Origin of the sequence: Labrys sp. WJW, assembly GCF_001676615.1 — a bacterium.
GTDB lineage: Bacteria > Pseudomonadota > Alphaproteobacteria > Rhizobiales > Labraceae > Labrys > Labrys sedimenti.
In genome coordinates this window covers 1-13,449 of sequence record NZ_LYXZ01000091.1, presented here as the reverse complement: position 1 = coordinate 13,449, position 13,449 = coordinate 1, and the positions used below count along the sequence as shown (strand labels likewise).

12 protein-coding genes are annotated in these 13,449 nt (G+C 65.5%); 6 read left to right on the top strand and 6 right to left on the bottom strand.

Annotated features, from left to right (window positions below):
* From BA190_RS34140 to BA190_RS34115, 6 genes are all read left to right on the top strand, one after another.
* Nucleotides 1-1,276: FAD-binding oxidoreductase (locus BA190_RS34140; RefSeq protein WP_068299424.1), on the top strand; the 1,276-nt coding region annotated here is incomplete at its 5' end.
* Nucleotides 1,277-1,387: 111 nt separating this feature from the next.
* On the top strand, nucleotides 1,388-3,163 hold the full coding sequence (gene xsc / locus BA190_RS34135; protein WP_068299417.1) for a sulfoacetaldehyde acetyltransferase: 1,776 nt from the start codon (nucleotides 1,388-1,390) through the stop codon (nucleotides 3,161-3,163).
* A 69-nt stretch (nucleotides 3,164-3,232) separates the two neighbouring features.
* Nucleotides 3,233-4,270, top strand: a complete 1,038-nt coding sequence (locus tag BA190_RS34130; protein ID WP_068299414.1) for a YeiH family protein — start codon at nucleotides 3,233-3,235, stop codon at nucleotides 4,268-4,270.
* Entirely contained in the window at nucleotides 4,267-5,310 is a 1,044-nt protein-coding gene (gene pta, locus BA190_RS34125) for a phosphate acetyltransferase (protein ID WP_068299408.1), read from the top strand. Before BA190_RS34130 ends, pta begins: the two co-directional genes overlap by 4 nt.
* Nucleotides 5,311-5,424: 114 nt before the next feature.
* Nucleotides 5,425-6,636: a molybdopterin-dependent oxidoreductase gene (locus tag BA190_RS34120; protein WP_068299404.1), complete on the top strand. Its 1,212-nt coding sequence runs from the start codon at nucleotides 5,425-5,427 to the stop codon at nucleotides 6,634-6,636.
* A gap of 11 nt (nucleotides 6,637-6,647) precedes the next feature.
* Complete coding sequence (locus tag BA190_RS34115) at nucleotides 6,648-6,956, top strand: sulfite:cytochrome C oxidoreductase subunit B (protein ID WP_068299398.1); 309 nt, start codon at nucleotides 6,648-6,650, stop codon at nucleotides 6,954-6,956.
* Between the two features lie 71 nt (nucleotides 6,957-7,027).
* Here BA190_RS34115 and BA190_RS34110 read toward each other — a convergent pair whose 3' ends face one another.
* The 6 genes from BA190_RS34110 to BA190_RS34085 all read right to left on the bottom strand — a co-directional run.
* Nucleotides 7,028-7,507, bottom strand: a complete 480-nt coding sequence (locus tag BA190_RS34110) for a VOC family protein (RefSeq protein ID WP_068299395.1) — start codon at nucleotides 7,505-7,507, stop codon at nucleotides 7,028-7,030.
* 237 nt (nucleotides 7,508-7,744) lie between these two features.
* Complete coding sequence (locus tag BA190_RS34105; protein WP_068299427.1) at nucleotides 7,745-8,725, bottom strand: ABC transporter ATP-binding protein; 981 nt, start codon at nucleotides 8,723-8,725, stop codon at nucleotides 7,745-7,747.
* A complete protein-coding gene (locus tag BA190_RS34100; RefSeq protein ID WP_068299393.1) occupies nucleotides 8,722-9,921 on the bottom strand; it encodes an amidohydrolase family protein in 1,200 nt (399 codons plus the stop codon). The genes BA190_RS34105 and BA190_RS34100 overlap by 4 nt, the downstream gene beginning before the upstream one ends.
* A gap of 15 nt (nucleotides 9,922-9,936) precedes the next feature.
* Entirely contained in the window at nucleotides 9,937-10,860 is a 924-nt protein-coding gene (locus BA190_RS34095; RefSeq protein WP_068299391.1) for an ABC transporter permease, read from the bottom strand.
* Entirely contained in the window at nucleotides 10,857-11,822 is a 966-nt protein-coding gene (locus BA190_RS34090) for an ABC transporter permease (protein WP_068299388.1), read from the bottom strand. The genes BA190_RS34095 and BA190_RS34090 overlap by 4 nt, the downstream gene beginning before the upstream one ends.
* A 305-nt stretch (nucleotides 11,823-12,127) precedes the next feature.
* The coding region (locus BA190_RS34085) for an ABC transporter substrate-binding protein (protein ID WP_068299382.1) at nucleotides 12,128-13,449 on the bottom strand (1,322 nt) is incomplete at its 5' end.

The window sequence follows — 13,449 nt, the reverse complement described above, 5'->3', positions numbered from 1 at the left end:
GGCCCCGCCCCCCGCCGATGACGGGCCGGTCACCCGCGATCTCGACGTTGACGTGGCCGTCATCGGCTCGGGTTATACGGGCCTGTCCTGCGCCATTCATCTCGCCAGGGAGCACGGCATCAAGGCGACGGTGCTGGAAGCCAATGGCGTCGCCTGGGGCTGCTCCACCCGCAATGGCGGCCAGGCACAGATCTCCTCGGGCCGGCTGAAGCGCTCGCAATGGATCGAACGCTGGGGGGAGGACGTCGCCAGAAAGCTCCATGCCGAGATCGCCGATGCCTTCGAACTGTTCCGCGCGCTGATCCGCGAGCCCGAGATCGACTGCGAGCCCCAGGATGGCGGCCATCTCTACATCGCCCATCGCGACAAGATGCTGCCGGCGCTGGAGAAGGAGACGCGGCTGCTGAACCAGGTGTTCGGATACCGTGCCCGCATGGTCGGCCGCGACGAGATCCACAGCGACTTCGTGCGCGACGCCGAGGCCAAGGGCGCGATGTACGAGCCCGACGGCATCGGCATCCATGCGGCCAAGCTCGCCTTCGGCTATCTGAAGCTAGCGCGCAAGCTCGGCGCCCGAGTGCATGTCTCGAGCCCGGTGCTTGGTTGCGACTTCAAGGGCGGCGTCCATCATCTGTGGACGCCGGGCGGCACCGTGCGCGCCCGCGCCGTCTGCATCGCCACGGCCGGCTATACCTCGCCCGGGCTGCACAGACTGACCCGGCACCGGCTGATGCCGATCCTGTCCAATTCCGTGGTCACCCGGCCGCTCACCGACGAGGAGCGCGAAGCCCTGAACTTCAAGGCACGCATCCCGCTCACCGACACGCGCACCCTGCGCCACTATTATCGCATGCTGCCGGATAGCCGCGTGCAGATCGGCAGCCGCAGCGCCATCACCGGCGGTGATGCGGCCAATCCCAAGCATCTCAACCTGCTGCTCGAAGGGCTCTACCGGAAGTTCCCGATCCTGCGCGGCATCGAGATCGATTATTCCTGGTGGGGCTGGGTCGATGTCAGCCACGACATGATGCCGCGCATCTTCCGCCCCGACCCGGCTCAGCCGCTGTTCTACGCCATGGGCTATGGCGGCAATGGCGTGATGTACTCGGCCCAGGCCGGCCGCCGCATGGCCCAGATGGTTGCCGGCAAGGGCGGCGGCCTCGATTTGCCGATCTTCACCTCGCCGCTGCCGAGCCACGGGCTGCTGACGCCGTTCAGGCGCCTCGGGCAGCGGGGCATGTACCGCTGGTACTACCTCAAGGACGAGATCTTCTAGAGCGCCTTTCGGTCAAACTGGTTTCGAAAACCAATACATCTCTTTGAAATCGCAATTGAACGTCTCTCCACTCTCTCAAGGCCGAATGGCCCCTTCGAAAGGAACCACGCCATGAAAATGACCACCGAAGAAGCCTTCGTCAAAGTCCTCCAGATGCATGGCATCGAGCATGCCTTCGGTATCATCGGCTCAGCCATGATGCCGGTGTCGGACCTGTTCCCCAAGGCCGGCGTCAAGTTCTGGGACTGCGCCCACGAGACCAATGCCGGCATGATGGCCGACGGCTTCAGCCGCGCCACCGGCACCATGGCCATGGCGATCGGCCAGAACGGCCCCGGCGTCACCGGCTTCATTACCGCCATGAAGACCGCCTATTGGAACCACACGCCCCTGCTGATGGTCACCCCGCAAGCGGCCAACAAGACCATCGGCCAGGGCGGCTTCCAGGAAGTCGACCAGATGGCGATGTTCGAGGAGATGGTCTGCTACCAGGAAGAGGTGCGCGATCCTTCGCGCATTCCCGAAGTGCTGAACCGGGTGATCGAGAAGGCCTGGCGCGGTTGCGCTCCGGCGCAGATCAACATCCCGCGTGACTTCTGGACCCAGGTGATCGACGTCGACCTGCCGGCGATCGTGCGCTTCGAGCGCCCAGCTGGCGGGCCGCAGGCGATCGCCCAGGCCGCCAAACTGCTGTCCGAAGCCAAGTTCCCAGTCATCCTCAACGGTGCCGGCGTCGTCATCGGCAACGCCATCGGCGAGTCCATGGCCCTGGCCGAACGGCTCGATGCACCGGTGTGCTGCGGCTATCAGCACAATGACGCCTTCCCTGGCAGCCATCGCCTCGCGGTCGGGCCGCTCGGCTATAACGGCTCCAAGGCTGCGATGGAGCTGATCGCCAAGGCCGACGTGGTGCTGGCGCTCGGAACCCGCCTCAATCCGTTCTCCACCCTGCCGGGCTACGGCATCGACTATTGGCCCAAGCAGGCTTCGATCATCCAGGTCGACATCAACGCCGACCGCATCGGCCTCACCAAGAAGGTCACCGTCGGCATCTGCGGCGACGCCAGGCAAGTGGCGGGCCAGATCCTGGCGCAATTGTCGCCGGTGGCCGGCGACACCGGCCGCAAGGAGCGCGTCGCCACCATCCACCAGACCCGCTCGGCCTGGCTGCAGCAACTCTCCTCGATGGACCACGAGGACGACGACCCGGGCACGGAGTGGAACGACGGGGCCCGCCGGCGCGAGCCGAACCGCATGTCGCCGCGCCAGGCTTGGCGCGCCATCCAGGCGGCGCTGCCGAAGGAGGCTATCATTTCCACCGATATCGGCAACAATTGCGCGATCGGCAACGCCTACCCGAGCTTCGAGCAGGGTCGCAAATATCTGGCGCCCGGCATGTTCGGACCCTGCGGCTATGGCTTCCCGTCCATCGTCGGCGCCAAGATCGGCTGCCCCGACACGCCGGTGGTGGGCTTTGCCGGCGACGGCGCCTTCGGCATCTCGATGAACGAAATGGGCGCGATCGGCCGCGAAGGCTGGCCGGCGATCACCATGGTGATCTTCCGCAACTACCAGTGGGGCGCGGAAAAGCGCAACACCACGCTGTGGTACGCCAACAACTTCGTCGGCACCGAGCTCAACCCCAATCTCAGCTATGCCAAGGTCGCCGAGGGCTGCGGGCTCAAGGGCGTCAGCGTCGACACGCCGGCCGGCCTGACCGAGGCCCTCGCCAGGGCGCTCGACGACCAGGCCCGGGGGGTGACCACCTTCGTCGAGGTCGTGCTCAACCAGGAACTGGGCGAGCCCTTCCGGCGCGACGCCATGAAGAAGCCCGTGCCGGTGGCCGGCATCGACCGCGCCGACATGCGCCCGCAACAGCGCACCTGATCGACCAGGGCCTGCCTCCCCTGGGGGCAGGCCGTTCTCCTGCCGTATGCCACTACAGGAAACGCGCCCATGACGACCTCAGCCGTAACGCCGAGCCGGTTCGGAGGGCTTCCCTCGGCAGCCGCCCGCTATTGGCCCGGCGTGGCGGTGACCGGCGCCACCGCCATCGCCGCCCAGTTCCTGTCCGACCATTATGGCGCGCCGGCCATGCTGATGGCGCTGCTGCTCGGCATCGCCCTGCATTTCCTGTCCGAGGAAGGACGCTGCGTCGCCGGTATCGACCTGTGCGCCAAGAAGGTTCTCCGCCTCGGCGTGGCCTTGCTCGGCATGCGCATCAGTGTCGACCTGCTGATCGGGCTCGGCGCCGGCACCATCCTCCTCTTGGTCGCGGCCATCGCCGCCACCATCGGTTTCGGGCTGCTCACGGCCAAGCTGCTCGGGCGTGGCTGGCGGCTGGCGCTGATCACCAGCGGCTCGGTCGCCATCTGCGGTGCTTCGGCGGCCATGGCCATCGCCGCCGTGCTGCCCAAGAATGAGTTCTCCGAGCGCAATCTGATCTTCACGGTGCTGTCGGTCACCGTGCTCAGCACCATCGCCATGATCGTCTATCCGATCCTCGCCCATGCGATCGGGCTGGACGCGCGCGCCACCGGCATCTTCTTCGGCGGCACCATCCATGACGTCGCCCAAGTCGTCGGTGCCGGCTTTTCCGTCTCGCCCGAAGCCGGCGAAGCGGCCACGCTGGTCAAGCTCATCCGTGTCGCCATGCTTGCGCCGGTGGTGCTGGTCTATTCGCTGGCGACCCGCAACATCGCCGGCCCGGACGATGCTTCCGGCCGCCCGCCTTTGCTGCCCGGCTTCGTCATCGCCTTCCTGATCCTGGCCGCGATCAATTCGTTCGGCCTGATCCCGAGGGTGGTTGCCGAAGCCGGCTCGGAGGTCTCGCGCTGGGCTCTGCTGGCCGGCATCGTCTCGGTCGGCATGAAGACGGCGCTGCGCCGGGTGCTCGACGTCGGCGGCGACGCTGTCGCCCTCATCGTCGCCGAGACCGCCTTCCTCGCCTTCTTCATCCTGGCCGGCATGTATCTCCTGGGGCATGTGTCATGAAACCGCTCGACCGCATCATCGCGGCAGCCAAGGCTGCTCCCCAACGTATCGTCCTCGCCGAGGGCGAGGACCCGCGCATCGTCGAGGCTGCCTTACGGGCGAGCCGCGACGGCATTGCCCGCGTCATCCTCGTCGGCAGCGCTGGCATCATCGGGCAGCGCCTGCGCGAGGCCGGCGCCACGACCGAAGAGATCCGCATCGAGGATCCGGCAGCCTCGCCGCTCGCCCCGCGCCTGGCCGCTGCTTTTCACCGGCTGCGCCAGTCCAAGGGCGTCGACGCGCAGGCAGCCGCCGAGGCGCTGCGCTCGCCGCTGACCTTCGCCGCCATGATGGTGCGAGAGGGCGAAGCCGACGGCACGGTGGGCGGGGCCGTGGCGACCACCGCCGACACGGTGCGCGCGGCCCTGCAATGCATCGGCCGGGCGCCCGGCGCCGCCTTGGTCTCCAGCTTCTTCCTGATGATGCTGTGCCAGCCCTATCACGTGAAGAAGGGTGCCTTCCTGTTTGCCGATTGCGGCCTCGTCATCGATCCCAATGCGGCTGAGCTCGCCGACATCGCCCGCGTCTCCGCGCGCTCCTACGAGGCCTTGGCCGGCGTACCGGCCAAGGTGGCGATGCTGTCCTTTTCCACCGTCGGCAGCGCCTCGCATGAACGCGTCTCCAAGGTGGTGGAGGCGACCCGCCTGGCACGAGCTGCCGACCCCCAGCTTTCCATCGATGGAGAGCTGCAATTCGACAGCGCCTTCGTGGAAGCCGTGAGCGCAGCCAAGGCGCCGAATTCACCCCTGCATGGCGCTGCCACCGTCTTCATCTTCCCCAATCTCGACTCTTCCAATATTGGCTACAAGATCGCCCAGCGCATCGGCGGGGCGACGGCCATCGGGCCGATCCTGCAGGGGCTGGCCAGGCCCGCCAACGACCTCTCCCGCGGCTGCAGCGCCGAGGATGCCTACCACATGATCGCGGTCACCACGCTGCAGGCAGCCGATGCGCGGCAGCCGACGGTGGCTGCGCCCTGTGACGGCCAGCGGCAAGCTTGAGGCACGGGGCAGGAACAAGGCAGCCGGCCTCGCGTTTTTCCGATCAAGTCGACACCCGCATACCTGCGCAAAAGACCGCACGACGCCACCAACGGCAACCCCAGGAAGGTGACCATGATCAGCCGACGCAATGTCCTGAAGCTGGGCGGCTCGACCGCCGCCGCCTTGGCCGGCGGATTGATGCTGCCTCCTCTCGCCCGCGCGGAAGAGACAATCACCCTGCCCTTTGCCAATGGTGGGCGGCCCCTGGTGATATATCCCGGCAAGCGCCCGCTGATCGGGCTGACCGAGCGCCCGCCGCAACTCGAAACGCCCTTCCAGGTCTTCGACGAAGGCATCCTCACGCCGAACGATGCCTTCTTCGTACGCTACCATCTCTCCGACATCCCGCTCGAGATCGATCCGCAGACTTATCGGATCGAGATCAAGGGACTAGTTAAGACTCCGCTGTCCCTGTCGCTGAACGATCTCAAAGCCTATGAACCTGTCGAACTGGTGGCTGCCCACCAGTGCTCGGGCAACAGCCGCGGCTTCGTCGAACCGCGCGTCGCCGGCGGCCAGCTCGCGAACGGCGCCATGGGCAATGCCAGGTGGAAGGGCGTTCCCCTCAGGGCCATCCTCGACAAGGCGGGCGTGCAGCCCGGCGCCGTGCAGGTGTCGTTCGGCGGCCTGGACGGCCCGGCCGCACCCGATACACCCGATTTCGTCAAGGCCCTCGACATCGACCACGCACGCGATGGCGAGGTGATGCTGGCCTATGCCATGAATGGCGAGGACCTGCCCTGGCTGAACGGCTTTCCGGTGCGCCTGGTCGTACCCGGCTGGTACGGCACCTACTGGCTCAAGCACCTCAACGAGATCACCGTGCTCGACAAGGTGTTCGACGGCTTCTGGATGAAGTCCGCCTACCGCATTCCCGACAATGACTGCGCGTGCACCGAGCCCGGCAAGGCGCCGGACAAGACCGTGCCGATCAACCGGTTCAATGTGCGCTCCTTCATCACCAGCGTGCTCGACGGCCAGAAGGTGCCGGCCGGCGCCCCGGTGAAGCTGCGTGGCTTCGCCTTCGACGGCGGCTCGGGCATCAAGCAGGTCTCCGTCTCGACCGACGATGGCGCCACCTGGCTGCCGACACGCCTCGGCGAGGATCTCGGCAGATATTCCTTCCGGGAGTGGACCACCGATATCCGGCTCGAAAAAGGCCCGCACGTGCTCAAGGTGCGGGCCACCGGCAATGACGGCAAGACCCAGCCCGACAAGCCGCTGTGGAACCCGGCCGGCTACATGCGCAACTGCGTGGAAGCCACCAGAGTCACGGCAGCCTGAGGAGAGCCATGATGAAACGCATCGTCACCACGCCCCTGGCAGCCACCCTCGCGCTGCTATCCGGCTCCCTGGCCTTGGCCCAGCCGCTGACCTACCAGCTTCCCGACGAGGCTTCCAAATTCAGGGACGGGCCGAACCTCGAAATTGCGCAGAACAATTGCACCGCCTGTCATTCGGCGGACTATATCCGCACCCAGCCGCCGAAGAAGGGACAGGCCTTCTGGGCTGCCGAAGTCAACAAGATGATCAAGACCTACAAGGCGCCGATTGCCGAAACCGACGTGAAGGCGATTGTCGAATATCTTGATTCAACATATTGACTTGAAAGAATAAAACTTACCCGAAAGACCGATGGTGATTTCTGCAAATGGCCCTGGGGATGGCGGCACCGTCAGCCCCGGCGGGCCGCCTCGATCGCCGCGACGTCGATCTTCCGCATTTCCATCATTGCTTCGAAGGCACGTTTTGCTTCCGCGCCACCGGCGGCTATCGCCTCGGTCAACACCCGCGGCGTGATCTGCCAGGAGATGCCCCATCTGTCCTTGCACCAGCCGCACGCGCTTTCCTGGCCGCCATTGCCGACGATGGCATTCCAGTAGCGATCCGTCTCCTCCTGGTCGTCCGTGGCGATCTGGAAGGAAAAGGCTTCGCTGTGCTTGAACGCGGGTCCGCCATTGAGGCCGAGGCAGGGAATGCCGGCAACGGTGAATTCGACCGTCAGCACATCGCCCTCCTTGCCCGACGGGTAGTCACCAGGTGCGCGGTGGACGGCATGTACCGTGCTATCGGGAAAGATCTCGGCATAGAAGCGGGCCGCAGCCTCGGCGTCCTTGTCATACCACACGCAAATCGTATTCTTGGCGACGGCCATTGCCTGTCCTTTCGCGTTAAAGGCCAATGCTGCCCGACTTCTTCGAATCCAGAGCGGTTTGCAGTCGACCCGATGCAGCGCTTCTTGACCATAGAATGCGTTCAGCCGCTCAACGTTCCACGACGACACCTGAAAAGTCGATGAGGGCGCAGGCCTAAAGGGGAATACAGGAACGCCATGGATCGCGATATTGCCTGAACTGGCAGCGGCCGGGACGATCAGGCTTCTGTCCGGGCTTCAAGCCTGTGTCGGCTGCCCACCGCCGGCATCAATAGCATGGCAGGCGACGCGCACATCATCCTCCATCGTCCGCATCTGCGGCCTTTCGCACTTGCAGATCTCCATGGCCAGCGGGCAGCGCGGATGGAAGGCGCAGCCCGGCGGGGGATTGAGCGGGCTCGGCAGGTCGCCGGCCAGGGGAGCCCGGTCGCGGTTGGGATTTTCGATATCGGGGATCGTTTCGAGCAGCAGGCGCGTATAGGGGTGGCGCGGCCTGTCGAACACGGTGTGGCCCGGCCCCTCCTCCACCAGGCGGCCGAGATACATCACGCCGATGCGGTCGGTCAGGAAACGCACCACCGACAGATTATGGCTGATGAACAGATAGGTCAGGCCGAGGCGCTGCTGCAGGTCCTTGAGCAGGTTGAGCACCTGCGCCTGGACCGAGACGTCGAGGGCCGAGGTCGGCTCGTCCAGGAGCAGCAATTCGGCCTCGGCAGCAAGGGCGCGGGCGATGGAGATGCGCTGACGCTGGCCCCCGGAGAATTCGTGCGGATATTTGGTGCCGTCGCCAGGCGCCAGCCCGACGGTCGACAGCAGCGCACCCACCCGGGCACGGCGCTCGACCCTCGGCAGATGCCGCATCGGCTCGGCGATACTGCGGCCGATGCGCCAGCGCGGATTGAGGCTGCCGACCGGATCCTGGAACACCATCTGCAATTGCACGGGCTTGCCGCCCTTGCCGGCGAAGTCGATGCGGCCGGTGCTCGGCGCCTCCAGCCCGGCAATCAGGCGGGTGATGGTGGATTTGCCGCAACCGGACTCGCCGACGATCGAGAAGGTGGTGCCCCGCGGGATCGAAAAGCTCACGCCGTCGACAGCCCGCACCAGCTTGCGGCCGGCGCGCGTCGCGATGCGCTGCAGGAAGGGGGCGGAGACGTCGAAGACCTTGGAAAGGTCGGTGACCTCGACTAGAGCGGCGGCGTTGTCCTGCTTCATGGTGCCCCGCCATCGATCCATTGATTGTCGGCGGCAACCATGAGGCCTCGTTTCACCACGAGGGCGCGCGGCGGACGATCCACCAGGATCTGCGCCAGGTTCTCGCCTTCGATGAGGACGAGGCTGCCTTCGCAGCCGGCTTCAAGCCCATAGCCTTCCAGGCCGAGCAGGTCGGCGCCGCGATGCGTGCCCATGTCCAGGGCCCGCAGCAGTTCGGCATCGGTGCGGCAATGGGTGCGATAGGCCAGGAGCCAGCAGCGGTCGAGCATGTCGCCGTCACCATGCGGGTTCCAGGTGTCGCGCAGGGAATCCGAGGCGACGGCGCAGCGCACGCCGCGTGCCGCCAGCTCGAACATCGGCGGGAAACCGATCTCGCCCGGCACGGCGGAAATGATGCCGATCCCGGCCTCGGCCAGCACGTCGATCATGCGCTGCACCTTGTGCGGCGGGCCATCGCCGAGGCAGAAAGCGTGGCTTACGACGACGCGCCCCTGCATGCCCAGCGCCCGCGTGCGCTCGGCGATCATGCCCAGTTCGAACAGGCCGAGTTCCCCCGGCTCGTGCAAATGGATGTCGATCTTGGCGCCCTTGCGGCTGGCAATGCCGAAGATGGTGTCGAGATGGCCCTTGGGATCGGCATCGATGGTGGCGGGATCGATGCCGCCGATGACGGAAGCGCCTTCGTCCAGCGCCGCCTCCATCAGATCCGCCGTGCCGGGGTCGATCATCAGGCCGGTCTGGGGAAAGGCGACGAGTTCGAGGCCGACGGCATGCTTCACCTTCTCCCAGGCCTCCAGGACGCCATGGAGATTGTCGAGCTTGTAGCCGGTGGAGATGTCGACATGGCTGCGGATATGGGTCGAGCCCATCTCGACGCAGCGCCGCATCAGATTGCCGGCGCGCTCGGGCACGCCCCAGGGCAGGTCCTTGCGGATGGCGACCTCGTTGTCGATCATCGCCCTGAGCGACGGCGGCACGTTGATCGAATGCCAGGGCAGGCCCCACAGGATCTTGTCGAGATGGACATGGGCCTCGACGAAGGGCGCGATGGCGATCGCCCCCTTGCCGTCGACCAGCGGTACGCCCTCGGGCCGGTTGAGGTCGCGGCCGACGGCGGCGATCCGGCCGGCGCGGATCAGGATGTCGGCGCTTTCCCCGGCATCGGGGCGGACATTGGCGAGAAAAAGATCGGTCATTTCACAACTCGGGCATCAACGGAGACGGGGATTGAGGACATCGCGCAGCCAGTCGCCGACGATGTTGACGGACAGGACGAGCAGGACGAGCGCCGCGCCGGGGAACAGGGAGATCCACCATTCGCCGGACAGCAGGAGATCGTTGCCGGCGCGTATGAGCGTGCCGAGCGAAGGCTGGGACGGCGGCATGCCGAGCCCGAGGAAGGACAGGATCGCCTCTGTGAGGATGGCGACGCCGAGACCCAGCGTGGCGAGCACCAGCACTGGCCCGATCGTATTGGGCAGGATATGGGAGAGCACGATCCTGAGGCTCGACACCTTGGAGATCCGCGCGGCAGCGACATAGTCCTTGCGGCGTTCGATCATAGTGGTGGCACGGACGGTTCGGGCGAACTGTACCCAGTCGGCGACGCCGATGGCGAGGATGACGACGTAGAAGCGCATGTCCTCGCGCAGCGCCGCCGGCATCACGATCTTGGCGACGCCATCGATGAAGAAGGCGATCATGATGGTGGGAAAGGAGAGCTGCACGTCGCCGAGGCGCATGATCACGGCATCGACCCACCCCCCGAAATAGCCGGCGAGCAGGCCGAGTATCACCCCCAGCGTCACCGAGAACAGCACCGCTGCGACGCCGACCAGAAGGGAGACGCGCATGCCGTAGAAGATCGCCGACAGGATGTCCCTGCCCTGCTCGTCGGTGCCGAGCAGATAGCGCGCGCTCCCCCCCTCCGACCAGACCGGCGGCAGGCGGGCATCCATGATGTCGAGTGTCGCCGGATCGAAGGGATCATGCGGCGCGATCAGGTTGGCGGCCACCGCGCACAGCACCAGCAGGCCGAGGATGACCGTGGCGATGATGACCGCAGGCGAGGTCCGGAAGCGCCAGGCGAGTTCGCTGGCGGCCACGCTTCTGACGATGGCGGCAAGTTGGCTCATTTCACCCTCAATCTCGGATCGACCAGGAGATAGGTCAGGTCGACGATCAAATTGATCAGCACGAAGCTGAAGCCGACGAAGGCGAGATAGGCCGCCATCACCGGGAAATCCGCGAACTCGATCGCCTGAAGGATCAGCAGGCCCATGCCGGGCCATTGGAACACCGCCTCGACCACGATGGCGAAGGCGATCAGCGAGCCGATCTGCAGCCCGACGATGGTGATCACCGGCAGGAGGCTGTTGCGTAGCGCATGGGTGAGATGCACCGCCCGATCCGACAGGCCGCGCGCCCGGGCGAACTTGATGAAATCGGAGCGCAACACCTCCAGCATTTCGCCCCGGATCAGGCGCATGATCATCGAGACCTGGAAGACGGCGAGCGTAATGGTGGGCATGATCAGGGCCTTGAGGCCGCTGACCGTGAGAAATCCCGTGGTCCACCAGCCGATCCGCACGGTGTCGCCGCGTCCGAAGGCCGAAAGCCAGCGCAACTCCACCGAGAAGACCAGGATGAGGAGCATCCCGATCAGGAACTGGGGCATGGAAATGCCGAGGAGCGAGCCCATCTGGAACAGGCGGCTCAGCAGGCCGCGGGGCCTCAGTGCCGTATAGACCCCCATGGGGATGCCGACCAGCAGGGCAGTCAGGGTCGCCGCGAAGACCAGCTCCAGCGTCGCCGGCAGGCGGGTGAGGATGAGGTCGAGGACGGGCTGCCGGTTGCGGTAGGACACGCCGAAATCGCCGACCGCCGCGCGTTCGACGAAGCGCCAGAATTGCACGATCGTCGGCTGGTCGAGGCCGAGGGCCGCCCGCAATTCCTCGCGCTGGGCCAGCGTCGCATTGACGCCGAGCACATTGTTCACGGGGTCGCCGAGGAAGTTGAAGATGCAGAAGGACAACCCGGTGACGACCAGCATGACCAGGATGACGCTGGTGAGGCGGGTTGCGAGCATGGAGATCATGAGGGTCTCTCGATCCCTGGCGCATCTTCCGGAAGAGCCTATGGGGTTTCCGGTTGAGAAAGTGCGTCAAGACAAGGAGTTGAATAAAGGCCACGGCTCAATGGCAACGCCCCCCGGCTTGTGCTCCCCTCGCTGGAAGGGATCAGCCGGTGCGTCGTTGCGCGAAGGCTTGCGGAGGGGCGGTGGGAGATACCGCCCCTCCGTCTGCGCATGATGCCGGACAGTTTCGGGGGACCCGGAAAAAACATCATGCGGCAAAGCGAAGGCCGAAGCGCGGCGCGGCAGGCGCCCTGCCCTCGTGCGCCTCAATTCATGGTGTAGTACCAGAAGCGCGTATACTCGTCGGCGGGCACGACGGCATTGACCTTGTCGCTCATGCCCCAGGTCAGGAACTGCTGGTGCAGCATGATCTTGCCGACTTCGTCGCGGTGGATCTTCACCACTTCCGAGATCATCGCCTGGCGCTTGGCCGGATCATATTCGGTGCCGATCTGTTCGATCAGCTTGTCCACCTTGGGGTTGGAATAGCCCTTGGGGTTCCAGGTGCCGAGATCGCCCGTCGGCGTGTGGATCGTCGCCGACATGATGTTGTAGGCATCGATCGAAGGCAGGCCCGCCCAGCCCAGCATGTAGAAGGAATATTTGCCTGCCGGCAGCTCGGTATCGGTCTGGACCGGCGTGTGCATGGTCAGCTGGGCCTTGATGCCGATCTTGGCGAGCATGCCGACCACGGCCTGGCAGATCCGTTCGTCATTGATGAAGGAGCCGGCCGGGCAGTCCATCGGCAGGGAGAAGCCCTTGGCGTAGCCCGCCTCGGCCAGCAGCGCCTTGGATGCGGCTACGTCATAGGGAAAGCGCACATCCAGGCTGGCATCGTAATAGGGTAGCTCGGGCGCGAGCGGCACTGCGGTCGGGCGCGAATTGCCGCGCATGATGCTGCGCTTGATGCCCTCGATGTCGATGGCCTGGTAGATGGCCTTGCGCACCCGGACATCGGCGAGCGGATTGCCATCCACGCCGCTGTTCGGCAACGTCTTGCTCTGCTGGTCCATGCCGAAGAAGATCGAGCGCAGATGCGGCGCGCGCATGATCTTCATGCCGGGTGTCGATGCGATGCGCTCGACGTCCTGGGGCGGTGCGTTGCGGATGAAGTCGACCTCGCCCGACAGCAGGGCGGCGACGCGGGTGGCGGCATTGGTGATCGGCGTATAGACGATCTCGTCGAGATTGTGCTGGGGCTTGTCCCACCAGTCCTCGTTCTTGACCAGCACGGTGCGGATGTCGGGCTGGCGGGAAGCCAGCTTGAACGGCCCGGTGCCGATGCCCTGGGTGGTCATGGCGCCGCCGGTGTTGGAGGACAGGTCGATCGGCTTGGTTGCCCCGACCGATTCCTGGAATTTCTTGTCTAGGATGTACCAGCCGGCGAAATCATTGAGCAGCAGCGCATATTTGCGCTTGAGCGTCACCGTGACCGTGTGGTCGTCGACCTTGGTGATCTTGGCGATCGGCTCGAGCAGGCCGGCGAAGGGAGAGCCCGGCGCGCCCGCCCGTTCGAAGGAGAAGATCACGTCATCGGCGGTGAAGGGATCGCCATTGTGGAACTTGACGCCCTTGCGCAGGTGGAACC